This is a genomic window from Agromyces sp. NBRC 114283 (assembly GCF_030268405.1).
In the GTDB taxonomy this organism is placed as follows: Bacteria; Actinomycetota; Actinomycetes; order Actinomycetales; family Microbacteriaceae; genus Agromyces; species Agromyces mediolanus.
The window spans coordinates 1,373,653-1,393,972 of the sequence record NZ_BSQP01000001.1 but is presented as its reverse complement, the minus strand read 5'-3'; the positions used below and the strand labels follow the sequence as shown (position 1 = coordinate 1,393,972).

Genomic DNA, 20,320 nt, shown 5'->3' with positions numbered 1-20,320 from the left:
GCGGGAGGCGGCGCTCAGGGAATGGGGACCGGGGTCACGCCGAAGGGCGCGAGTCCCGCTGCCCCGCCGTCCTCGGCCGTGAGCACCCAGATGCCGTCCGCGTGCACCGCGACGGAGTGCTCGACGTGCGCGGCGTCCGAGCCGTCGGCGGTCGTCACGGTCCAGCCGTCGTCGCGCACGAACGTCTCGATCGAGCCCGCCACGATCATCGGCTCGATGGCGACGACGAGGCCCGGCTTCACCGCGGGCCCGCGGCGGTCGACGCGGTAGTTGAACACCGGGGGCTCCTCGTGCATGCGCCGCCCGATGCCGTGCCCGACGTAGTCGAGCAGGATGCCGTACTGCCGGCCCGTCCCGCCCGGGGCATCCGCCTCCGCGAGGATCGCGTCCTCGATCGCCCCGCCGACCTCGTTCAGGTGACGGGCGCTCGCGAGCGTCGCGATGCCCGTCCAGAGCCCCAGCTCGGCGACCCGCACGAGCTCGCGCCGGGCGGCGACGACGTCCGGGCGGTCGGGATCGTCGAGCACGACCGAGAAGGCGGCGTCGCCGTTCCAGCCGTCGACCTCCGCTCCGCCGTCGACGGAGACGAGGTCACCCGGCCGGAACGGCCGGTCGCTCGGGATGCCGTGCACGACGTCGTCGTCGACCGAGACGCAGAGCGTGTGCCGGTAGCCGGGCTCGAGCTGGAAGTTCGAGCGGCCGCCGTGATCGAGGATGACCCGTTCGGCTGCGGCGTCGAGCTCGAGGGGCGTCGCCCCGAGGGCGATCAGCCCGCGCGCCTCCGCGAGTGCCGCCGCCGTCACCGTGCCGGCCGCGCGCATCGCGCGCAGCTCGGCCGGCGACTTCAGGATCGAGCGGCGGAACACGGAGTCAGGCGACGGCGCCCGGATGCACCGGAGCGAGGCCGCGAGCCGCGAGGGACTCGAAGATGCGCGTCGTGACCTCGTCGAGGGAGCCGACACCGTCGATGCGCACGACGATGCCGCGAGCCCGGTACACGTCGAGGATCGGGGCCGTCTCGCGCTCGTAGATCGCGAGACGGTTGGCGATGACCTCTTCGGTGTCGTCGGTGCGGCCCTGCTCGACGGCGCGCTGGCGCAGCCGGGCGATGGACTCATCGCGGGGCACGTCGAGCTCGATGACGGCGTCGAGCGCCTCGCCGCGGGGCTCGAGGAAGGCGTCCAGGTCGGCCACCTGGCCGCGGTTGCGCGGGTAGCCGTCGAGGAGGAAGCCCTCGGCCGCGTCGGGCTGGGCGAGCCGGTCGGCCACGAGCGCGCTCGTGAGCTCGTCGGGCACCAGCTCGCCGGCCTCGATGATCGACTGCACCTGCTTGCCGAGCTCGGTGCCGCCCTTCACGTTCGCACGGAAGATGTCGCCGGTCGCGATCTGCGGCACGTCGAACGCCGCGGCGACGAGCACGCCCTGGGTCCCCTTGCCGGAGCCCTGCGGGCCGACGATGAGGAAGCGGGCGGAGCGGGCGGAGTCGGCGCTGGTCATCGGAGGAGTCCTTCGTAGTGTCGCTGCTGGAGTTGCGCGTCGATCTGCTTGACGGTCTCGAGACCGACGCCGACGATGATCAGGATCGATGCACCGCCGAACGGGAAGTTCTGATTGGCCCCGACCAGTGCGAACGCGATGAGCGGGATGAGCGCGATGAGGCCCAGGTAGAGCGAGCCCGGGAACGTGATGCGAGTGAGCACGTAGTCGAGGTACTCGGCCGTCGGGCGGCCCGCGCGGATGCCGGGGATGAAGCCGCCGTACTTCTTCATGTTCTCGGCGACCTCGTCGGGGTTGAAGGTGATCGCGACGTAGAAGTACGTGAAGCCCACGATGAGCAGGAAGTACAGCAGCATGTAGAGCGGGTGGTCGCCCTTGGTCAGGTAGTTCGTGATCCACGCGACCCAGGGCTGGATCTCCTCGCCCGCCTTCGGCTGGTTGAACTGCGCGATGAGCGCGGGCAGGTAGAGCAGCGAGGAGGCGAAGATGACGGGCACGACGCCGGCCATGTTCACCTTGATCGGGATGTAGGTGTTGTTGCCGCCGTACGTTCGCCGGCCGACCATGCGCTTCGCGTACTGCACGGGGACGCGGCGCTGCGACTGCTCGACGAAGACGACCGCGACGACGACGACGAGGCCGATCGCGAGGACGATCGCGAAGACGTCCCAACCGCGCGAGATGCCGATGGCCCAGAGCGAGCCGGGGAAGGTCGAGGCGATCGAGGTGAAGATGAGCAGCGACATGCCGTTGCCGATGCCGCGCTCGGTGATGAGCTCGCCCATCCACATGATGAGGCCGGTACCCGCGGTCATCGTGATGACCATCAGGAGGATCGCGTACCAGGCGTCGTTCGTGATGAGCTGCGAGCAGGAGGGGTCCGCCGAACCGCTGAACAGGGCGCCCGAGCGGGCGACCGTGATCAGAGTGGTCGACTGCAGCACGCCGAGGGCGATCGTGAGGTACCGGGTGTACTGGGTCAGCTTGCCCTGGCCCGCCTGGCCCTCCTTGTAGAGGGTCTCGAAGTGCGGGATGACGACGCGGAGCAGCTGGACGATGATCGACGCGGTGATGTACGGCATGATGCCGAGCGCGAAGATCGACAGCTGCAGCAGCGCACCGCCGGAGAAGAGGTTGACGAGCTCGTAGAGGCCGGAGGCGCCCTGGTTCGCCGCGAGACAGGCCTGCACGTTCGAGAAGTCCACGAACGGCGCGGGGATGAACGAGCCCAGACGGAACAGGGCGATGATGCCCAGGGTGAAGCCGATCTTCCGGCGCAGGTCCGGCGTGCGGAAGATCCGCCCGATCGCGTTGAACACTCGTCCTCCTGTTGCTCCGTCGTGGAGCGTCATACACAGCACCCGGGCGCGGCGCCCGGATGCGATTCGAGCCTGTCAGGACCCCCGTGAATCATACGCGAGGTCCCGACAGGCTCGAACTTCGATGGTGGATCGGTTACTTGACCGAGCCGCCCGCCGCGACGATCTTCTGCTCGGCCGAGCCGGAGACCTTGTCGACGGAGACGTTCAGCTTCACCTGCAGGTCGCCGTTGCCGAGCACCTTGACGCGCTCGTTCTTGCGGACCACGCCCTTGGCCACGAGGTCGGCGACGGTGACGTCGCCGCCCTTCGGGTAGAGCGCCGCGAGCTTGTCCAGGTTGACCGCCTGGTACTCGACGCGGAACGGGTTCTTGAAGCCGCGGAGCTTCGGCGCACGCATGTGGTACGGAAGCTGGCCGCCCTCGAAGCCGGGGCGCACCGTGTTGCGGGCCTTCGTGCCCTTGGTGCCGCGACCGGCGGTCTTGCCCTTCGAGCCCTCACCGCGACCCACGCGGGTCTTGTCCTTCTTGGCGCCGGGAGCCGGACGAAGGTGGTGCACCTTCAGGACCTGCTCGCGAGCCTCGACGACGTCGGCCTTCGGGGCCGCCTTCTTGGCCGGAGCCTTCTTGGCGGGCGCCTTCTCGGCCGGAGCCTTCTCGACGGTGTCGGCCTTGGCCGCAGCGGCCTTCTTGGCCGGGGCCTTGGCGGCCGGGGCCTTCTCGGCGGCGGCCGTGGCCGGCGCCTTCTTCGCGGGAGCCTTCTTCGGGGTCTCCTCGGCGACGTTCTTCTCGTCAGCCATTAGTCAATCTCCTCAACCTTCACGAGGTGGGCGACCGTCTTGACGTAGCCGCGGTTCTGCGGCGTGTCCTCGCGGACGACGGAGTCGCCGATGCGCTTCAGTCCGAGGCTCCGGAGCGTGTCGCGCTGGTACTGCTTCTCGCTCACCTTGGACTTGATCTGGGTCACCTTGAGCTGCTTGGCCATCAGGCACCTGCCTTCGCTGCTGCGGCGGCCTCGGCCGCCTGGGCCTCGGCACGCAGCAGACGGGCGGGCGCGACCTCGTCGTAGTCGAGACCACGACGGGCGGCGACGGCGCGCGGCTCCTCGAGCTGCTTCAGCGACTCGACGGTGGCGTGCACGATGTTGATGGTGTTCGACGAGCCGAGCGACTTCGACAGCACGTCGTGGATGCCGGCGCACTCGAGCACGGCGCGGACCGGACCACCGGCGATGACACCGGTACCGGGCGAAGCCGGACGCAGGAGGACGACACCGGCGGCCGCCTCACCCTGCACGGGGTGCGGGATGGTGCTGCCGACGCGCGGGACGCGGAAGAAGTTCTTCTTCGCCTCCTCGACGCCCTTCGAGATGGCCGTCGGGACCTCGCGCGCCTTGCCGTAGCCGACGCCGACGAGTCCGTTGCCATCGCCCACCACGACGAGCGCGGTGAAGCTGAAGCGACGGCCGCCCTTGACGACCTTCGACACGCGGTTGATGGTGACGACGCGCTCGAGGAACTGGCTCTTCTCGGCGTCGCGGCCACCGCGGTCACGACCGCCCTGGCCGCGGTCGCGGCCGCCACGGCGGCCGTCGCGCTCGCGGCGCTCGGGCTGCTGCTCGGTACCGGCAGCGGTCTCGACGGGTGCCTCAGCGGCCACCTCGGTCTCCTTCACAGTGTTCTCACTCACAGGTTCAGCCCTGCCTCTCGCGCTCCATCGGCGATCGCCGCGACACGACCGGCGTACTTGTTGCCGCCGCGGTCGAAGACGACCTCGGCGATGCCGGCCTGCTTGGCGCGCTCGGCGACGAGCTCGCCGACCTTCTTCGCCTTGGCGGTCTTGTCACCGTCGAACGCGCGGAGGTCGGCCTCCATGGTCGACGCGGAGGCCACGGTGCGGCCCTGGGCGTCGTCGACGACCTGCACGAAGACGTGGCGGGCCGAGCGGGTCACGACGAGGCGCGGACGCTGCTCGGTGCCGACGATCTTCTTGCGAAGGCGGGTGTGGCGGCGCGAGCGCGCAGCCGACTTGCTCTTCACGGCCATGGTTACTTACCAGCCTTTCCGGCCTTGCGACGCACGACCTCGCCGGCGTAGCGGATGCCCTTGCCCTTGTACGGCTCGGGCTTCTTGATCTTGCGGATGTTGGCCGCGGTCTCGCCGACGGCCTGCTTCGAGATCCCCGACACGGTGATCTTGGTGTTGCCCTCGACCGCGAAGGTGATGCCGGCGGGCGCCTCGACGAGGACCGGGTGCGAGAATCCGAGCGCGAACTCGATCGCGCTGCCCTTCTGCGCCACGCGGTAACCGGTGCCGACGATCTCGAGACCCTTCGAGTAGCCCTGGGTCACGCCGACGATGTCGTTGGCGATGAGCGTGCGGGTGAGGCCGTGGAGCGAACGCGACTCGCGCTCGTCGTCCGGGCGGGTGACGATGATCTGGTTGCCATCGACCTTGGCCTCGATGGGGCTCGCGACGGTGAGCGAGAGCTCGCCCTTCGGGCCCTTGACGGTGACGGCGGAGCCGTCGATCTTCACCTCGACACCGGCGGGGATGTCGATGGGGAGTCGTCCGATTCGTGACATGGACTTACCACACGTAGGCGAGGACTTCCCCACCCACGCCCTTCTTCTCGGCCTGGCGGTCGGTGAGCAGACCGCTGGAAGTGGACAGGATCGCGACGCCCAGGCCACCGAGGACCTTGGGGAGCTCGGTCGACTTCGCGTACACGCGGAGACCGGGCTTGGAGACGCGCTTGATGCCGGCGATCGAGCGCTCGCGGTTCGGGCCGAACTTGAGGTTCAACGTGAGGGTCTTGCCGACGCGGGCGTCGGTCACCTCGAAGTCCGCGATGTAGCCCTCGTTCTTGAGGATCTCGGCGATGTGGCCCTTCAGCTTGGAGTGGGGCATCGACACCGCGTCGTGGTGGGCGGAATTGGCGTTCCGCAGACGGGTCAGCATGTCAGCGACCGGGTCGGTCATCGTCATGGCGATGTGTTCCTAACGTTCACCAGGTTTCAGGACCCGGTACACGGGGACTGACCTGTGGTGGTGCGGTTCGCGGTTGCGAACCGTCGAATGCCTGTGCCGGCGCCGCTCCCCTCGACTGGCTCGGGGAGCGGTGCCGGCTCATGCACAAACTCGTAGAGTCTACTACGCGTTCTCGACCTGCTTGAACGGGAAGCCGAGCGACTTGAGCAGCGCGCGACCCTCGTCGTCGTTCTTGGCGGTGGTCACCACGGTGATGTCCATGCCGCGAACGCGGTCGATCTTGTCCTGGTCGATCTCGTGGAACACGCTCTGCTCCGAGAGACCGAAGGTGTAGTTGCCGTTGCCGTCGAACTGACGGTCGCTCAGGCCGCGGAAGTCGCGGATGCGCGGGAGCGCCAGCGACAGGAGGCGGTCGAGGAACTCCCACATGCGGTCGCCGCGCAGCGTGACGTGCGCGCCGATCTGCTGGCCCTCGCGCAGCTTGAACTGCGCGATGGACTTGCGGGCCTTCGTGACCTGCGGCTTCTGACCGGTGATCTTCGTGAGGTCGGCGATCGCGCCGTCGATGACCTTGCCATCGCGCGCGGCCTCGCCGACACCCATGTTGACGACGATCTTGACGAGACCCGGGACCTGGTGCACGTTCGTGTAGCCGAACTGCTCCTGGAGGCCCTTCGAGATCTCCTCGCGGTACTTCTGCTTCAGGCGGGGCTGGATTTTGCCAGCCGCCACGGCAGTCTCAGTCATCAGAGGTCCTTACCTGACTTCTTGGCGTAACGAACGCGGACGGTCTTGGTGACCCCGTCCTTCGTCACGGTTTCGTTGCGGAAGCCGACGCGGGTCGGCTTCTTGGTCTCGGGGTCGACGATCGCGACGTTCGAGACGTGGATCGGGGCCTCGTGGGTCTCGATGCCGCCGGTCTTCGAGCCGCGCTGGGTCTGGCCGACCCGCACGTGCTTCGTGACGTAGTTGACGCCCTCGACGACGACGCGGTTCTGGTCGACCAGCACCTCGATGACCTTGCCCTGCTTGCCGCGGTCTCCGCCGCGGGCCTGGCTACGGCCGGAGATGACCTGGACCAGGTCGCCCTTCTTGATGTTCGCCATGGGTTAGAGCACCTCCGGAGCCAGCGAGATGATCTTCATGAACTTCTTGTCGCGCAGCTCGCGGCCCACCGGGCCGAAGATACGGGTGCCGCGCGGCTCGCCGTCGTTCTTGAGGATCACCGCGGCGTTCTCGTCGAACTTGATGTAGGAGCCGTCGGGACGACGGGTCTCCTTGCGGGTGCGGACGATGACGGCCTTGACCACGTCGCCCTTCTTCACGTTCCCGCCGGGGATCGCGTCCTTGACGGTCGCGACGATGATGTCGCCGAGGCCGGCGTACCGGCGCTTGGACCCACCGAGGACACGGATCGTGAGCAGCTCCTTGGCGCCGGTGTTATCCGCCACCTTGAGTCGTGATTCTTGCTGAAGCACTTCGAACTCCTTCTATAAGCAAGCCAGGAGGCTTACTTGGCCTTCTCGACGATCTCGACGAGGCGCCAGCGCTTGGTGGCGCTGAGCGGCCGGGTCTCGGAGATGACGACCAGGTCGCCGATGCCGGCGGTGTTCTGCTCGTCGTGCGCCTTGACCTTCGAGGTGCGGCGCATGACCTTGCCGTACAGCGGGTGCTTCACGCGGTCCTCGACCTCGACGACGATGGTCTTGTCCATCTTGTCGCTGACGACGTAGCCGCGGCGCACCTTGCGGTACGGGCGCTGCTCGGCCGTCTCGGCGACCTCGGCCGTGGCGGCCTTCTTGGTCTCAGCCATGATCAGGCCTCCTTCGTCTCTGCGGCGTCGGCGGCCTCGTCAGCGGCCTTGGCCTTCTTGGTCTTCTTCTCGGCCTTGGCGGGGACCTCGACCGGAGCGGGGGTGGCCCGGATGCCGAGCTCGCGCTCGCGGATCACCGTGTAGATACGGGCGATGTCGCGCTTGACCGCGCGGAGGCGGCCGTGGCTCTCGAGCTGGCCGGTGGCCGACTGGAAGCGCAGGTTGAACAGCTCTTCCTTGGCCTTCTTCAGCTCGTCGACGAGACGCTCGTCTTCGAAGGTGTCGAGCTCGACGGTCTCGAGCCCCTTGGTTCCGACGGACATTACGCGTCGCCCTCCTCGCGCTTGATGATGCGTGCCTTGAGGGGCAGCTTGTGGATGGCACGGGTCATGGCCTCGCGCGCGAGCTCCTCGGAGACGCCCGAGACCTCGAACAGGACGCGACCCGGCTTGACGTTGGCGACCCACCACTCGGGCGAACCCTTACCGGAACCCATGCGGGTCTCGGCCGGCTTCTTCGTGAGCGGACGGTCCGGGTAGATGTTGATCCACACCTTGCCGCCACGCTTGATGTGACGCGTCATGGCGATACGAGCGGACTCGATCTGACGGTTGGTCACGTAGGCGGGGGTGATGGCCTGGATGCCGTACTCACCGAAGCTGACCTTGGTGCCGCCCGTGGCGGCGCCGTCGCGCTTGGGGTGGTGCTGCTTGCGGTACTTGACTCGACGGGGAATCAACATGGTTACGCCTCAACTCCTGCTGCCGCCGGCTCCGCAGCCTTGGGGGCGCGGTCGCGGCGGGGACGGTCGCGGTCGCCGCGAGACGGCTTCTGGGCCGCCTGCTCGCGCGCGAGCTCCTTGTTCGTGATGTCGCCCTTGTAGATCCAGACCTTCACGCCGATGCGGCCGAAGGTGGTCTTGGCCTCGTAGAAGCCGTAGTCGATGTTCGCGCGCAGCGTGTGCAGCGGCACACGACCCTCGCGGTAGAACTCCGAGCGGCTCATCTCGGCGCCGCCGAGGCGGCCGGAGACCTGGATCCGGACGCCCTTGGCGCCGGCGCGCTGCGCGCCCTGCAGGCCCTTGCGCATCGCGCGGCGGAACGCCACACGAGCCGAGAGCTGCTCGGCGATGCCCTGCGCGACGAGCTGGGCGTCGGCCTCGGGGTTCTTGACCTCGAGGATGTTGAGCTGGATCTGCTTGCCGGTGAGCTTCTCGAGGTCGGCGCGGATGCGCTCGGCCTCGGCGCCGCGGCGGCCGATGACGATACCCGGGCGGGCCGTGTGGATGTCCACGCGGACGCGGTCGCGGGTGCGCTCGATCTCGATGCGCGAGACACCCGCGCGGTCGAGCGAGGTGGTCAGCATCTGACGGATGCGGACGTCCTCGGCGAGGTAGTCGGCGTAGCGCTGACCGGGCTTGTTCGAGTCGGAGAACCACCGCGACACGTGGTCGGTGGTGATGCCCAGACGGAAGCCGTACGGGTTGACCTTCTGACCCATTACTTCGTACCCTCCTCGGGCGTGGCGAGCACGACGGTGATGTGGCTCGTTCGCTTGTTGATGCGGAAGGCACGGCCCTGCGCACGCGGCTGGAAACGCTTGAGGGTGGTGCCCTCGTCGACGAATGCACGCGCGACGTACAGGTCCTGCTCGTCCAGGTAGGTGTTCGTGGCATCGGCCTTGACGCGAGCGTTCGCGATGGCCGAGGCGACGAGCTTGTACACCGGCTCGCTCGCGCTCTGGGGCGCGAACTTCAGGATGGCCAGGGCCTCCTGAGCCTGCTTGCCGCGGATCAGGTTGACGACGCGGCGAGCCTTCATGGGGGTGACGCGGATGTGTCGCACGCGGGCGATCGACTCCACCATTTCTTCCTCCTTCACACCACCGCGACTAGCGGCGGCGGCCCTTCTTGTCGTCCTTCACGTGTCCACGGAAGGTGCGGGTGGGCGCGAACTCGCCGAGCTTGTGACCCACCATGGTCTCGGTGACGAACACCGGGATGTGCTTGCGGCCGTCGTGCACGGCGATCGTGTGCCCGAGCATGGCCGGGATGATCATCGAGCGGCGCGACCACGTCTTGATGACGTTCTTGCTGCCGGCTTCGTTCTGGACGACGACCTTGCGAAGCAGGTGCTCGTCGACGAAGGGGCCCTTCTTAAGACTGCGAGGCATCTTCTCTTACTCCTACTTGCGCTTCTTGCCGACGGTGCGACGACGGACGATGAGCTTGTCGCTTTCCTTGTTGGGGCGACGAGTGCGTCCCTCGGGCTGACCCCACGGGCTGACCGGGTGGCGACCACCGGAGGTCTTGCCCTCACCACCACCGTGCGGGTGGTCGACCGGGTTCATGGCGACACCGCGGACGGTCGGGCGGACGCCCTTCCAGCGCTTGCGGCCGGCCTTGCCCCAGTTGATGTTGGACTGCTCGGCGTTGCCGACCTCGCCGATGGTCGCGCGGCAGCGCGCATCGACGTTGCGGATCTCGCCCGAGGGCAGACGCAGCTGGGCGTAGGGGCCGTCCTTCGCGACGAGACGCACCGAGGCGCCCGCCGAACGGGCCATCTTCGCGCCGCCGCCGGGACGGAGCTCGATCGCGTGGACGACCGTACCGGTGGGGATGTTGCGCAGCGGCAGGTTGTTGCCGGGCTTGATGTCGGCCGCGGGGCCCGACTCGATCAGGTCGCCCTGACGGAGCTTCGCCGGCGCCAGGATGTAGCGCTTGGTGCCGTCCGCGAAGTGCAGCAGCGCGATGCGCGCGGTGCGGTTCGGGTCGTACTCGATGTGCGCGACCTTGGCGGGCACGCCGTCCTTGTCGTTGCGACGGAAGTCGATGACGCGGTACTGGCGCTTGTGGCCACCGCCGATGTGGCGGGTGGTGATGCGGCCCTGGTTGTTGCGGCCACCGGTCTTGGAGAGCGGGCGCAGCAGCGACTTCTCGGGCGTCGAACGGGTGATCTCGGCGAAGTCCGAGACCGAAGAACCGCGACGACCCGGGGTCGTGGGCTTGTACTTACGAATAGCCATTGTTTTCTACGCTCCTCAGCCGACAGCCGTGAAGATGTCGATGGAACCGGACTTGAGGGTGACGATCGCGCGCTTGGTGTCCTTGCGCTTGCCGATCCCGAACCGGGTGCGGCGGGTCTTGCCCTGACGGTTCAGGGTGTTGATCGACGCGACCTGCACGTTGAAGATCTTCTCGATGGCGAGCTTGATCTCGGTCTTGTTCGAGCGGGGGTCCACGATGAACGTGTACTTGCCCTCGTCGATCAGGCCGTAGCTCTTCTCCGAGACGACCGGCGCGATGATGATGTCGCGCGGGTTCTTGTTGAAAGCGGCGGAGCTCATGCGGAGACCTCTTCCTTCTTGGCCTGCTTCGCGGCGATGAACGCCTCGAGCGCGGCCGTGCTGAAGACGATGTCGTCGGAGACGAGCACGTCGTACGCGTTCAGCTGGTCGGCGACGATCACGTGCACGGCCGGGATGTTGCGGACGGCGCGCTCCGAGAGCTCCTCGCCACGGGCGAGGACGACGAGGAAGTGCTTCGCCGGGGCGATCTTGCCGAGCAGCGCCACGGCGTCCTTCGTCTTGGCCACGTCGCCGGCCGCGAAGCCCTCGACCGCGTGGATGCGGCCGCCGCGGGCGCGGTCGGAGAGCGAGCCGAGCAGGGCGGCCGCGATCATCTTCTTGGGGGTGCGCTGCGAGTAGTCGCGCGGGGTCGGGCCGTGCACGACGCCACCACCGGTGTGCTCCGGGGCGCGAACCGAGCCCTGGCGCGAACGGCCGGTGCCCTTCTGCTTGAACGGCTTGCGACCCGAACCCGACACCTCGCCGCGGTTCTTGGTCTTGTGCGTGCCCTGGCGGGCGGCGGCGCGCTGCGCGACGACGACCTGGTGGATGAGCGGCACGTTGGTCTGCACGTCGAAGAGCTCGGCGGGGAGCTCGACGGTGCCGGTCTTCTTGCCGGTGACGTCGAGGACGTCGATGGTGTTGGCGGTAGCCATGGACTACGCCCCCTTCACAGCGTTACGGACGAACACGAGACGGCCGCGCGCACCGGGGACGGCGCCCTTGACGAGCAGCAGGCCCTTCTCGGCGTCGACGGCGTGCACGCGGAGGTTGAGCACGGTCACGCGCTCGCCACCCATGCGACCGGCCATGCGCATGCCCTTGAAGACACGGCTCGGGGTCGACGAAGCACCGATCGAACCGGGCTTGCGGTGGTTGCGGTGGGCACCGTGCGAAGCGGAGACGCCCTTGAAGTTGTGGCGCTTCATGACACCGGCGAAGCCCTTGCCCTTCGAGGTGCCGACGACGTCGACCAGCTGGCCGGCCTCGAAGGTGCCCTCGACGGTGAGCTCCTGGCCCGCCTCGTACGACGCGGCGTCCGCGGTGCGGATCTCCGTGACGTGACGGCGGGGGGTGACGCCGGCGGCCTGGAAGTGGCCCTGCAGCGGCTGGGTGACCTTGCGCGGGTCGATCTGACCGGCCGCGATCTGCACGGCGGTGTAGCCGTCCTTCTCGGGGGTGCGGATCTGGGTGACCACGTTGGGGTCGATCTGGATGACGGTCACCGGGACGACCTTGTTGTTCTCGTCCCAGACCTGGGTCATGCCGAGCTTGGTGCCGAGCAGACCCTTCACGTTCTTGGTAGCGGTGGACATTTCGAACCTCAGAGCTTGATCTCGATGTTGACGTCGGCCGGGAGGTCGAGACGCATGAGCGAGTCGACGGCCTTGGGCGTCGGGTCCACGATGTCGATCACACGCTTGTGGGTGCGCATCTCGAAGTGCTCGCGGCTGTCCTTGTACTTGTGGGGCGAGCGGATGACGCACACCACGTTCTTCTCGGTCGGAAGCGGCACGGGGCCGACGACCGTGGCGCCCGCGCGGGTCACCGTGTCGACGATCTTGCGCGCCGAGGTGTCGATGACCTCGTGGTCATACGACTTCAGTCGAATGCGGATCTTCTGTCCCGCCATGTCGAACTCTCTCTCTGTCAAGGCGTCGTACCCCTTCCGAGGGCATTGGACGCCGCGTGGTTCTTGTCACCACTGTTCTGCTGTCAACGGCCTGATCATCGAGCCTGTCGAAGGCACCCCGCTCGCTGCGAACAGCTGCGATGGCCTCGACACGCTCGACCTCGAGCCACCTCCGTCCGCCCGGGCTCGCGCCCGGCCGGAGACACAGGTCGCCCCGGGTCTCGATGATGGAGGTTGTCGTGTCCTGCTGCCCGCGGCCTAGCCTGACGCCGGAGGTCCTCGCGGACCCGGGGGCTATGCACTGCCTGGCAGTGATTCGGACGGCGCGCAGCAGCATGCCGTTCGAAATGTTGAACTCAACGAGTTTGCCATATCCGGCGGGTCCGTGCAACCCGGGCGTGTCGCGCTCGCCCGACTCCCAGGAGGCTCCCGGCTGCAGCGGCTCCTCCCCCGGATTCCCAGGCCTTCACGGGGCATGATGGGAGGGAACGACCGACGACGCTGGGAGGCCCCCGATGACCGATCCGACCGTGCAGCCGAGCACCCAGGAAGGGCCGGGCAGCGTCTCGGCCACCCGCCGATCCTCGCGCCGATACCTCGGCCGGAACGCCCGCGGCGCGACGGTCGAGATCGGGGCGCCGGAGCTCGACGGCACGCACTTCACCCCGGGCGAGCTGCTGAAGCTCGCCCTCGCGGGCTGCGTCGGCCTCTCCGCCGATCGCGTCGCCGCCCGGCGGCTCGGCGACGACTTCGCGCTCACGGTGTGGGCGCACGGTCAGTCGGAGGAGGCATCCAATCGCTACGAGGCGATCGCCGAGGAGCTCGTGCTCGACCTCTCCGGCCTCGAGGACGCGGAGCGCGCCAAGCTCATCGACATCATGGCGCGGGCCATCGAGAAGGCCTGCACCGTCGGGCGCAGCGTCGAGGGCGCGATCGACGTGAGCACCGAGATCGACGGCACCCGCGTCGGCTGACCCCGGCCCGCCCGGCCTCACCGCTGCGGGGCCTCGCAGGCCCGGCCGCGCTCGTCGGCCGCGATCCCGGGCATCGCGACGCCCGCCCCCACGATGACCGCCACCGCGGTCGCGATGCCGCCGAGCACGAGCGTGGGCCGGGCGAGCACCCGGCCACGCGCCCGGCGGAAGGGGTCCTCGATCCAGCGCTTCGACCCGGCGGAGACGGCGAGAGCGAGCGCCACGAGCAGCGCCATCAGCCACGGCGGGCTCGGCACCCCGGTGAGGTACGGCGCGAACATGAAGATCGGCCAGTGCCAGAGGTACAGCGAGTAGGACACGTCGCCCGTCCACTGCACCGGACGCCAGGCGGCGAGCCTGGCCGGCGACCAGGCCGGCTCCGGCATCCCCGCCCAGATCACGGCGACCGTGCCGAGCACGGGCGCGAGGACCACGAAGCCGGGGAACACCTCCGGCTCGCGGAACAGGGCGATCGGCACGAGGATGGCGAGGAGTCCCGCCCAGGAGACCGCAGCCCGCAGCTGCGGCGTCCAGGGCCGCGGCGCCGCCTCGGCGGCCCGCCGCCGCGAGAGCCAGAGCGCGAGGAGCGCGCCGGCGCCGAACTCCCACGCCCTCGCGAAGGTCCCGAAGTACGCGAGGTTCGCGTCGGCCGCCGTCAGCAGGATCGAGTGCGCGAAGGAGGCGGCCGTGACCGCGCCGAGGATGCCGACCGTCAGCGCGCGGCCCGAGCGCCCCAGCTTCATCGCGAGGGCGAAGGCGAGGATGACGAGCAGCGGCCAGACGAGGTAGAACTGCTCCTCGACCGAGAGCGACCAGAAATGCTGCACCGGCGTCGACTCCAGGTCCGCGCGGCGCGGGATCTGCGAGTCGATCGCGAGCTGCCAGTTCTCGAAGTAGAGCGCGCTCGCCACGATGTGCCGGAACCAGCGCCGCCACTCCTCCATCGGCACGACGGCGATCGTGAGCGCCGAGACGACGACGAGCACGGCGACGGCCGCGGGCAGGATGCGGCGCGCGCGGCGCAGGTAGAAGCGGGTGAGCGAGACCCGGCCCTCCGCCTCCGCCTCGCGCACGAGCATGCCGGTGATGAGGAAGCCGGAGACCACGAAGAACACGTCGACGCCCATGTAGCCGGCAGGGGCGACGGCGGGCCAGCCGTGGTGGAGCACCACGGCGCCCACCGCGAGGGCCCGGAGCGCCTGGACCTCCGGTCGGATCGCGGATCGTACGAATGGCGGTGTGGGGGAAGCCATCGCTCCCACGCTACGTCGGGCGTCCGCGTCCCGCCAGAGGGGGCGGCGGGCTCCCTGGAGCTCTTCAGCTTTCCCTTCCCGTTCGCGGGGGACGACGAAAGGGGCCGGGCCCGAAGGCCCGACCCCTCTCAGGTCGCAGTCGCGAAGGTCCTTACTTGAGGATCTTCGTGACGGTACCGGCGCCGACGGTGCGGCCACCCTCGCGGATGGCGAAGCCGAGGCCCTCCTCCATGGCGATCGGCTGGATGAGCTCGACCGTCATGTCGGTGGTGTCGCCGGGCATGACCATCTCGGTGCCCTCGGGCAGCGTGATGACGCCGGTGACGTCGGTGGTGCGGAAGTAGAACTGCGGACGGTAGTTCGCGTAGAACGGGTTGTGACGGCCGCCCTCGTCCTTCGAGAGGATGTAGGCAGTGCCCTCGAAGTTGGTGTGGGGGGTGACCGAGCCGGGCGCCACGACGACCTGGCCGCGCTCGACGTCCTCGCGCTTGGTGCCGCGGAGCAGGAGACCGCAGTTCTCGCCGGCCCAGGCCTCGTCGAGCTGCTTGTGGAACATCTCGATGCCCGTGACCGTGGTCTTCTGCGTCGGGCGGATGCCGACGATCTCGACCTCGGAGTTGATCTTCAGCGTGCCGCGCTCGGCGCGGCCCGTGACGACCGTGCCACGACCGGTGATCGTGAAGACGTCCTCGACCGGCATGAGGAACGGCTTGTCCTTGTCGCGCACCGGGTCGGGGATCGACTCGTCGACGGCCTCCATGAGGTCGAGGACCGACTGGACCCACTTCTCGTCGCCCTCGAGCGCCTTCAGGCCCGAGACGCGGACGACCGGAGCGTCGTCGCCGGGGAAGCCCTGCGACGAAAGCAGCTCGCGGACCTCGAGCTCGACGAGCTCCAGGATCTCCTCGTCGTCGACCATGTCGCTCTTGTTGAGCGCCACGAGCAGGTACGGCACGCCGACCTGCTTCGCGAGCAGCACGTGCTCGCGGGTCTGAGCCATCGGGCCGTCGGTCGCCGCGACCACGAGGATCGCGCCGTCCATCTGAGCGGCACCGGTGATCATGTTCTTGATGTAGTCAGCGTGACCCGGGGCGTCGACGTGCGCGTAGTGGCGCTTCGGCGTCTCGTACTCGACGTGCGAGATGTTGATCGTGATGCCGCGCTGGCGCTCCTCGGGAGCCGAGTCGATCGACGCGAAGTCGCGCTGCACGTTGGTGGCCGACGGGAACTTGTCGGCGAGCACCTTCGAGATCGCGGCGGTGAGCGTCGTCTTGCCGTGGTCGACGTGACCGATCGTGCCGATGTTGACGTGCGGCTTGGTCCGCTCGAACTTGGCCTTCGCCACTGTGGTCCTCCTCAGGACATCGTGCAACTTCAACGGGCGCCGGATTGCGCTCGGTGGGTTGCGGGGTTGTGTTGATATGTTACGCGACCCGGGTGGGTCGTGCGGGCAGGGTGCCGAACTCCGTGGAGGAGTTACTCGCCCTTGTTCTTCTGGACGATCTCGTCGGCAACCGCCTTCGGGACCTCCGCATAGCTCTCGAACTCCATCGAGTACACCGCGCGGCCCGAGGTCTTCGACCGCAGGTCACCGATGTATCCGAACATCTCCGAGAGCGGGACGTGCGCACGCACGACCTTCACACCGGCGGCGTCCTCCATGGACTGGATCTGGCCGCGGCGCGAGTTCAGGTCGCCGATGACGTCGCCCATGTACTCCTCGGGAGTACGGACCTCGACGCTCATCAGCGGTTCGAGCAGCACGGGGTTCGCCTTCTTCGCGGCTTCCTTGAAGCCCATCGAACCGGCGATCTTGAACGCCATCTCCGAGGAGTCGACGTCGTGGGCCGCGCCGTCCACGAGGGTGGCCTTCACGCCCACCATCGGGAAGCCGGCGAGGATGCCGTACTGCATGGCGTCCTGGAAGCCGGCGTCGACCGAGGGGATGTACTCGCGCGGGACGCGACCACCGGTGACGGCGTTCACGAACTCGTACGTCTTGTCACCCTCGACCTCGAGCGGCTCCAGCTTGAACTGGATCTTCGCGAACTGGCCCGAGCCACCCGTCTGCTTCTTGTGGGTGTAGTCGTGGCGCTCCACCTCGCGGCGGATCGTCTCGCGGTAGGCCACCTGCGGCTTGCCGACGTTCGCCTCGACCTTGAACTCGCGCTTCATGCGGTCCACGAGGATGTCGAGGTGCAGCTCGCCCATGCCCTTGATGACGGTCTGACCCGTCTCGGGGTTGAGCTCGGTGCGGAAGGTCGGGTCCTCCTCGGCCAGCTTCTGGATGGCCGTGCCGAGCTTCTCCTGGTCGGCCTTGGTCTTCGGCTCGATGGCGACCTCGATGACCGGCTCCGGGAACGTCATCGACTCGAGGACGACCTGGTTGTCCGGGTCGCACAGGGTGTCGCCGGTCGTGGTGTCCTTCAGACCGATGACCGCGTAGATGTTGCCCGCGGTCAGCGATTCGACCGGGTTCTCCTTGTTGGCGTGCATCTGGAAGATCTTGCCGATGCGCTCCTTCTTGCCCTTGGTCGAGTTGACGACCTGGGCGCCCGAGTCGAGGTGACCCGAGTAGACGCGCACGTAGGTGAGGCGGCCGAAGAAGGGGTGCACCGCGACCTTGAACGCGAGAGCCGCGAACGGGTCCTTCGCGTCGGGGTGGCGCTCGATGACCTCGTCCTCGTTGCGCGGGTTGCGACCCTCGATGGCGGGGACGTCGAGCGGCGACGGCAGGTAGTCGACGACCGCGTCGAGCATCGGCTGGACGCCGCGGTTCTTGAACGCCGAGCCGCAGAGCACGGGGTAGATCTCCGAGTTGACGACCATCTTGCGGATGGCGCCCTTGATCTCGGCGACCGTCAGCTCCTCGCCGCCGAAGAACTTCTCGAGCAGCGCGTCGTCGGTCTCGGCGACGGTCTCGAGCAGGACCTGACGGTACTCGTCGGCCTTGTCCTTCAGATCGGCGGGGATCTCCTGGACCTCGTACTTGGCGCCCATGGTCACGTCGCCCTTGGCGTCGCCGGGCCACACGAGGGCGCGCATCTCGATCAGGTCGACGACCCCGATGAAGTCGTTCTCGGCGCCGATCGGCAGCTGCAGCACGAGCGGCTTGGCGCCCAGGCGGCTGACGATGGTGTCGACGGTGAAGTAGAAGTCCGCACCGAGCTTGTCCATCTTGTTGACGAAGCAGATGCGCGGGACGTTGTACTTGTCGGCCTGACGCCACACCGTCTCGGACTGGGGCTCGACGCCCTCCTTGCCGTCGAATACGGCGACGGCGCCGTCGAGCACGCGGAGCGAGCGCTCGACCTCGACCGTGAAGTCGACGTGGCCGGGGGTGTCGATGATGTTGATCTGGTTCTTGTTCCAGAAGCAGGTGACCGCGGCGGACGTGATGGTGATGCCGCGCTCCTTCTCCTGCTCCATCCAGTCGGTCGTCGAGGCGCCGTCGTGGGTCTCGCCGAGCTTGTGGTTCACGCCCGTGTAGAACAGGATGCGCTCGGTGGTGGTGGTCTTGCCGGCATCGATGTGCGCCATGATGCCGATGTTGCGGACCTTGCTCAGGTCGGTGAGCACGTCTTGTGCCACGGGGGTTCCTCCGGATGGGTGGTGCGGAACGGAAGGTCTGGGGCGGGCGGATGCCTGGTCTGGAGCCCGTCGACAGGCTCAGGGGACCAGCCGGGGCATCCGCCCGGCCTACTACCAGCGGTAGCGGGCCGTACGGGTGCCGCCGCGGAACGCGAGCGGCACCCGCCGTCGACTACCAGCGGTAGTGGGCGAAGGCGCGGTTCGACTCGGCCATCTTGTGGGTGTCCTCGCGGCGCTTGACCGCGGCACCCAGGCCGTTCGAGGCGTCGAGGATCTCGTTGGTGAGACGCTCGGTCATGGTCTTCTCACGACGGGCCTTGGCGTAGCTCGTGAGCCAGCGCAGGGCGAGCGTGTTGGCGCGGTGCGGCTTCACCTCGACGGGGACCTGGTAGGTCGAGCCGCCGACGCGGCGCGAACGCACCTCGAGGGTCGGGCGCACGTTGTCGAGCGCCTTCTTCAGGGTGGCGACCGCGTCCTGACCGGACTTGCTGGCGACGTTCTCGAGCGCCTCGTAGACGATGCGCTGCGCGAGGTCCTTCTTGCCGTCGATCAGGATCTTGTTGACGAGCTGGCTGACGACCGGCGAGCCGTACACCGGGTCGGCGACGACGGGGCGCTTCGGAGCGGGACCCTTGCGAGGCATTACTTCTTCTCCATCTTCGCGCCGTAGCGGCTACGAGCCTGCTTGCGGTTCTTCACGGCCTGCGTGTCGAGCGCGCCGCGGATGATCTTGTAGCGCACGCCGGGCAGGTCCTTCACACGGCCGCCGCGCACGAGCACCATCGAGTGCTCCTGCAGGTTGTGGCCCTCGCCGGGGATGTAGGCGGTGACCTCGGTGCCGTTCGAGAGCTTCACACGGGCGACCTTGCGGAGCGCCGAGTTCGGCTTCTTGGGGGTGGTGGTGTACACACGCGTGCACACGCCGCGCTGCTGGGGGTTGGCCTTCAGGGCGGGAGCCTTGGTCTTGGTGACCTTCGGCGAGCGACCCTTGCGGACCAACTGCTGAATGGTTGGCACTGCTTCTCCTAATTGCTGCTGCACGGTGACAGCGGTGATGGATTTCACATCAGACCCGCCGACGCCGCAGAACTGCGTCGTCTTCGTGGTGGGTATGCCGTGGGGGTGAACCGCGGATGTCCGCAGGCACCCGGACATGCACGCGCGAGCGCGCACACCCGATCAATCGTAATGCGGCGTCACGTCCCGGTCAAATGAGCGAGGCCGGCAGCGCCCGCGTTCGCGCAGGGCGCACGCTCAGGCGCCCGGCCATCCCGGGGCGTCGAGCTCGCGCTCGAGGTCCGCGAGGAGCTCGGCGACCTGCGGCTCCACGAGGCGCTCGACGGCGCTGCCGATGCGGCGGCGGTGCTGGGCGAGCTCCACGCAGATGCGCCGGCCGAGCTGCTTCGCGAAGTCGTCCGCGAGACGCACCTCCTCGCGGAGCGCCTCCTTCTCCTCCGGGGTGAACGGGCGCGGGGCCGGCTCCGCGGCCGCGGCGGCCGTGTCGGCCTCGAGCCCGGCGAGGGTGAACAGGAAGGGCTGGTCCGGCACCGGCTCCGGGTCGAGCTCGAGGCCGAGGTACTCGGGGTCGAGGCCTTCCCCCGCCCGGTACGGGCGGCGGGCTTTCCGCTCCTCGGCGAGGCGGATCTCGCGGTGCAGCAGCGGGAGGTTCCGCGCCGTGTAGTCGTCGACGGCGTCGTCGATGACCGTCTTCATCCGCATCGAGAACGCGTGCTGCACGGGGTGCGGCACGTCCACGTCGAGTCCGGCGGCGGCCAGGATCGGCGAGCCGAAGCACTTCTGGCAGAGCCGCACGCGGGCACGGTGCGTGCCGGGTCGCCACCGCGGCAGCCATTGCAGCCAGCGGTCGACCTCGGAGCTCACCCGAGCCTCGATCGAACCCTGCACG

The 20,320-nt window shown here is 68.4% G+C and carries 30 protein-coding genes; 1 reads left to right on the top strand and 29 read right to left on the bottom strand.

Annotated elements, in window-relative coordinates; genetic code table 11:
* Positions 1-14: 14 nt before the first annotated feature.
* The 23 genes from map to rpsJ form a co-directional block, all read right to left on the bottom strand.
* Entirely contained in the window at positions 15-866 is an 852-nt protein-coding gene (map, locus tag QSJ60_RS06805; RefSeq protein ID WP_285463105.1) for a type I methionyl aminopeptidase, read from the bottom strand.
* Between the two features lie 4 nt (positions 867-870).
* Positions 871-1,497 carry an adenylate kinase gene (locus QSJ60_RS06800; protein WP_285463104.1) on the bottom strand — a complete coding sequence of 209 codons (627 nt, stop codon included), beginning with the start codon at positions 1,495-1,497 and terminating at the stop codon, positions 871-873.
* The gene (gene secY, locus QSJ60_RS06795) at positions 1,494-2,816 is read right to left on the bottom strand and encodes a preprotein translocase subunit SecY (RefSeq protein ID WP_189083727.1); all 1,323 of its coding nucleotides are present in this window, start codon (positions 2,814-2,816) and stop codon (positions 1,494-1,496) included. The genes QSJ60_RS06800 and secY overlap by 4 nt, the downstream gene beginning before the upstream one ends.
* Before the next feature lie 136 nt (positions 2,817-2,952).
* On the bottom strand, positions 2,953-3,615 hold the full coding sequence (gene rplO / locus QSJ60_RS06790; RefSeq protein ID WP_285463102.1) for a 50S ribosomal protein L15: 663 nt from the start codon (positions 3,613-3,615) through the stop codon (positions 2,953-2,955).
* Positions 3,615-3,800 (bottom strand): 50S ribosomal protein L30, encoded by a 186-nt coding sequence (gene rpmD / locus QSJ60_RS06785; protein WP_067948559.1) that lies wholly within the window; start codon positions 3,798-3,800, stop codon positions 3,615-3,617. The genes rplO and rpmD overlap by 1 nt, the downstream gene beginning before the upstream one ends.
* Complete coding sequence (gene rpsE / locus QSJ60_RS06780; RefSeq protein WP_372458675.1) at positions 3,800-4,504, bottom strand: 30S ribosomal protein S5; 705 nt, start codon at positions 4,502-4,504, stop codon at positions 3,800-3,802. Before rpsE ends, rpmD begins: the two co-directional genes overlap by 1 nt.
* Positions 4,501-4,860, bottom strand: a complete 360-nt coding sequence (gene rplR, locus QSJ60_RS06775; protein WP_189083725.1) for a 50S ribosomal protein L18 — start codon at positions 4,858-4,860, stop codon at positions 4,501-4,503. Before rplR ends, rpsE begins: the two co-directional genes overlap by 4 nt.
* Positions 4,861-4,862: 2 nt before the next feature.
* Positions 4,863-5,399, bottom strand: a complete 537-nt coding sequence (gene rplF, locus QSJ60_RS06770) for a 50S ribosomal protein L6 (protein WP_189083724.1) — start codon at positions 5,397-5,399, stop codon at positions 4,863-4,865.
* Positions 5,400-5,403: 4 nt separating this feature from the next.
* Complete coding sequence (gene rpsH / locus QSJ60_RS06765) at positions 5,404-5,802, bottom strand: 30S ribosomal protein S8 (protein WP_189083723.1); 399 nt, start codon at positions 5,800-5,802, stop codon at positions 5,404-5,406.
* A gap of 165 nt (positions 5,803-5,967) precedes the next feature.
* Complete coding sequence (rplE, locus tag QSJ60_RS06760; RefSeq protein ID WP_189083722.1) at positions 5,968-6,552, bottom strand: 50S ribosomal protein L5; 585 nt, start codon at positions 6,550-6,552, stop codon at positions 5,968-5,970.
* Complete coding sequence (rplX, locus tag QSJ60_RS06755; RefSeq protein WP_189083721.1) at positions 6,552-6,911, bottom strand: 50S ribosomal protein L24; 360 nt, start codon at positions 6,909-6,911, stop codon at positions 6,552-6,554. Before rplX ends, rplE begins: the two co-directional genes overlap by 1 nt.
* 3 nt (positions 6,912-6,914) lie before the next feature.
* Positions 6,915-7,283 carry a 50S ribosomal protein L14 gene (rplN, locus tag QSJ60_RS06750; protein ID WP_189083720.1) on the bottom strand — a complete coding sequence of 123 codons (369 nt, stop codon included), beginning with the start codon at positions 7,281-7,283 and terminating at the stop codon, positions 6,915-6,917.
* Positions 7,284-7,315: 32 nt separating this feature from the next.
* Positions 7,316-7,618: a 30S ribosomal protein S17 gene (gene rpsQ, locus QSJ60_RS06745; RefSeq protein ID WP_189083719.1), complete on the bottom strand. Its 303-nt coding sequence runs from the start codon at positions 7,616-7,618 to the stop codon at positions 7,316-7,318.
* 2 nt (positions 7,619-7,620) lie between these two features.
* A complete protein-coding gene (gene rpmC / locus QSJ60_RS06740) occupies positions 7,621-7,941 on the bottom strand; it encodes a 50S ribosomal protein L29 (protein WP_189083718.1) in 321 nt (106 codons plus the stop codon).
* Entirely contained in the window at positions 7,941-8,360 is a 420-nt protein-coding gene (rplP, locus tag QSJ60_RS06735; protein WP_189083717.1) for a 50S ribosomal protein L16, read from the bottom strand. Before rplP ends, rpmC begins: the two co-directional genes overlap by 1 nt.
* Before the next feature lie 2 nt (positions 8,361-8,362).
* Positions 8,363-9,118, bottom strand: a complete 756-nt coding sequence (rpsC, locus tag QSJ60_RS06730; RefSeq protein WP_189083716.1) for a 30S ribosomal protein S3 — start codon at positions 9,116-9,118, stop codon at positions 8,363-8,365.
* Positions 9,118-9,483 (bottom strand): 50S ribosomal protein L22, encoded by a 366-nt coding sequence (rplV, locus tag QSJ60_RS06725; protein WP_189083715.1) that lies wholly within the window; start codon positions 9,481-9,483, stop codon positions 9,118-9,120. Before rplV ends, rpsC begins: the two co-directional genes overlap by 1 nt.
* A 25-nt stretch (positions 9,484-9,508) precedes the next feature.
* Positions 9,509-9,790, bottom strand: a complete 282-nt coding sequence (gene rpsS / locus QSJ60_RS06720; protein WP_022889728.1) for a 30S ribosomal protein S19 — start codon at positions 9,788-9,790, stop codon at positions 9,509-9,511.
* 12 nt (positions 9,791-9,802) lie between these two features.
* On the bottom strand, positions 9,803-10,642 hold the full coding sequence (gene rplB / locus QSJ60_RS06715) for a 50S ribosomal protein L2 (protein WP_189083714.1): 840 nt from the start codon (positions 10,640-10,642) through the stop codon (positions 9,803-9,805).
* Between the two features lie 15 nt (positions 10,643-10,657).
* Positions 10,658-10,963 carry a 50S ribosomal protein L23 gene (gene rplW, locus QSJ60_RS06710; RefSeq protein ID WP_189083713.1) on the bottom strand — a complete coding sequence of 102 codons (306 nt, stop codon included), beginning with the start codon at positions 10,961-10,963 and terminating at the stop codon, positions 10,658-10,660.
* The gene (rplD, locus tag QSJ60_RS06705; RefSeq protein ID WP_189083712.1) at positions 10,960-11,619 is read right to left on the bottom strand and encodes a 50S ribosomal protein L4; all 660 of its coding nucleotides are present in this window, start codon (positions 11,617-11,619) and stop codon (positions 10,960-10,962) included. Before rplD ends, rplW begins: the two co-directional genes overlap by 4 nt.
* Before the next feature lie 3 nt (positions 11,620-11,622).
* On the bottom strand, positions 11,623-12,279 hold the full coding sequence (rplC, locus tag QSJ60_RS06700; RefSeq protein WP_189083711.1) for a 50S ribosomal protein L3: 657 nt from the start codon (positions 12,277-12,279) through the stop codon (positions 11,623-11,625).
* An 8-nt stretch (positions 12,280-12,287) separates the two neighbouring features.
* Positions 12,288-12,596: a 30S ribosomal protein S10 gene (rpsJ, locus tag QSJ60_RS06695; RefSeq protein WP_087135818.1), complete on the bottom strand. Its 309-nt coding sequence runs from the start codon at positions 12,594-12,596 to the stop codon at positions 12,288-12,290.
* Between the two features lie 515 nt (positions 12,597-13,111).
* Between rpsJ and QSJ60_RS06690 the strand changes: the two genes are divergently transcribed.
* Entirely contained in the window at positions 13,112-13,570 is a 459-nt protein-coding gene (locus QSJ60_RS06690) for an OsmC family protein (RefSeq protein ID WP_285463100.1), read from the top strand.
* A 17-nt stretch (positions 13,571-13,587) separates the two neighbouring features.
* Here the strand turns inward: QSJ60_RS06690 and QSJ60_RS06685 are convergent, their stop codons facing one another.
* The 6 genes from QSJ60_RS06685 to QSJ60_RS06660 form a co-directional block, all read right to left on the bottom strand.
* Complete coding sequence (locus QSJ60_RS06685) at positions 13,588-14,823, bottom strand: acyltransferase family protein (RefSeq protein ID WP_285463099.1); 1,236 nt, start codon at positions 14,821-14,823, stop codon at positions 13,588-13,590.
* A gap of 151 nt (positions 14,824-14,974) precedes the next feature.
* Positions 14,975-16,168 (bottom strand): elongation factor Tu, encoded by a 1,194-nt coding sequence (gene tuf / locus QSJ60_RS06680; protein ID WP_189083708.1) that lies wholly within the window; start codon positions 16,166-16,168, stop codon positions 14,975-14,977.
* Positions 16,169-16,299: 131 nt separating this feature from the next.
* Complete coding sequence (fusA, locus tag QSJ60_RS06675) at positions 16,300-18,414, bottom strand: elongation factor G (RefSeq protein WP_285463098.1); 2,115 nt, start codon at positions 18,412-18,414, stop codon at positions 16,300-16,302.
* A gap of 172 nt (positions 18,415-18,586) precedes the next feature.
* Positions 18,587-19,057 carry a 30S ribosomal protein S7 gene (gene rpsG / locus QSJ60_RS06670; protein ID WP_285463097.1) on the bottom strand — a complete coding sequence of 157 codons (471 nt, stop codon included), beginning with the start codon at positions 19,055-19,057 and terminating at the stop codon, positions 18,587-18,589.
* The gene (gene rpsL, locus QSJ60_RS06665; RefSeq protein ID WP_022889720.1) at positions 19,057-19,431 is read right to left on the bottom strand and encodes a 30S ribosomal protein S12; all 375 of its coding nucleotides are present in this window, start codon (positions 19,429-19,431) and stop codon (positions 19,057-19,059) included. Before rpsL ends, rpsG begins: the two co-directional genes overlap by 1 nt.
* A gap of 237 nt (positions 19,432-19,668) precedes the next feature.
* Complete coding sequence (locus tag QSJ60_RS06660) at positions 19,669-20,319, bottom strand: spermidine/putrescine ABC transporter substrate-binding protein (RefSeq protein WP_285463096.1); 651 nt, start codon at positions 20,317-20,319, stop codon at positions 19,669-19,671.
* Position 20,320 lies beyond the last annotated feature (1 nt).

What these genes read in the sequence shown, in the direction of transcription:
- rpmC (WP_189083718.1), bottom strand. Translation starts at nt 7,941, where the DNA reads ATGTCCGTCGGAACCAAGGGGCTCGAGACCGTCGAGCTCGACACCTTC.
- rplO (WP_285463102.1), bottom strand. Translation starts at nt 3,615, where the DNA reads ATGGCTGACGAGAAGAACGTCGCCGAGGAGACCCCGAAGAAGGCTCCC.
- rplC (WP_189083711.1), bottom strand. Translation starts at nt 12,279, where the DNA reads ATGTCCACCGCTACCAAGAACGTGAAGGGTCTGCTCGGCACCAAGCTC.
- rpsC (WP_189083716.1), bottom strand. Translation starts at nt 9,118, where the DNA reads ATGGGTCAGAAGGTCAACCCGTACGGCTTCCGTCTGGGCATCACCACC.
- QSJ60_RS06800 (WP_285463104.1), bottom strand. Translation starts at nt 1,497, where the DNA reads ATGACCAGCGCCGACTCCGCCCGCTCCGCCCGCTTCCTCATCGTCGGC.
- rpmD (WP_067948559.1), bottom strand. Translation starts at nt 3,800, where the DNA reads ATGGCCAAGCAGCTCAAGGTGACCCAGATCAAGTCCAAGGTGAGCGAG.
- rplR (WP_189083725.1), bottom strand. Translation starts at nt 4,860, where the DNA reads ATGGCCGTGAAGAGCAAGTCGGCTGCGCGCTCGCGCCGCCACACCCGC.
- rplV (WP_189083715.1), bottom strand. Translation starts at nt 9,483, where the DNA reads ATGGTGGAGTCGATCGCCCGCGTGCGACACATCCGCGTCACCCCCATG.
- rplP (WP_189083717.1), bottom strand. Translation starts at nt 8,360, where the DNA reads ATGTTGATTCCCCGTCGAGTCAAGTACCGCAAGCAGCACCACCCCAAG.
- rpsH (WP_189083723.1), bottom strand. Translation starts at nt 5,802, where the DNA reads ATGACGATGACCGACCCGGTCGCTGACATGCTGACCCGTCTGCGGAAC.
- rpsQ (WP_189083719.1), bottom strand. Translation starts at nt 7,618, where the DNA reads ATGGCTGAGACCAAGAAGGCCGCCACGGCCGAGGTCGCCGAGACGGCC.
- rplW (WP_189083713.1), bottom strand. Translation starts at nt 10,963, where the DNA reads ATGAGCTCCGCCGCTTTCAACAAGAACCCGCGCGACATCATCATCGCG.
- QSJ60_RS06685 (WP_285463099.1), bottom strand. Translation starts at nt 14,823, where the DNA reads ATGGCTTCCCCCACACCGCCATTCGTACGATCCGCGATCCGACCGGAG.
- rplX (WP_189083721.1), bottom strand. Translation starts at nt 6,911, where the DNA reads ATGGCGAACATCAAGAAGGGCGACCTGGTCCAGGTCATCTCCGGCCGT.
- rplB (WP_189083714.1), bottom strand. Translation starts at nt 10,642, where the DNA reads ATGGCTATTCGTAAGTACAAGCCCACGACCCCGGGTCGTCGCGGTTCT.
- QSJ60_RS06690 (WP_285463100.1), top strand. Translation starts at nt 13,112, where the DNA reads ATGACCGATCCGACCGTGCAGCCGAGCACCCAGGAAGGGCCGGGCAGC.
- rpsJ (WP_087135818.1), bottom strand. Translation starts at nt 12,596, where the DNA reads ATGGCGGGACAGAAGATCCGCATTCGACTGAAGTCGTATGACCACGAG.
- rpsG (WP_285463097.1), bottom strand. Translation starts at nt 19,057, where the DNA reads ATGCCTCGCAAGGGTCCCGCTCCGAAGCGCCCCGTCGTCGCCGACCCG.
- rplD (WP_189083712.1), bottom strand. Translation starts at nt 11,619, where the DNA reads ATGGCTACCGCCAACACCATCGACGTCCTCGACGTCACCGGCAAGAAG.
- rplE (WP_189083722.1), bottom strand. Translation starts at nt 6,552, where the DNA reads ATGACTGAGACTGCCGTGGCGGCTGGCAAAATCCAGCCCCGCCTGAAG.
- rplF (WP_189083724.1), bottom strand. Translation starts at nt 5,399, where the DNA reads ATGTCACGAATCGGACGACTCCCCATCGACATCCCCGCCGGTGTCGAG.
- rpsS (WP_022889728.1), bottom strand. Translation starts at nt 9,790, where the DNA reads ATGCCTCGCAGTCTTAAGAAGGGCCCCTTCGTCGACGAGCACCTGCTT.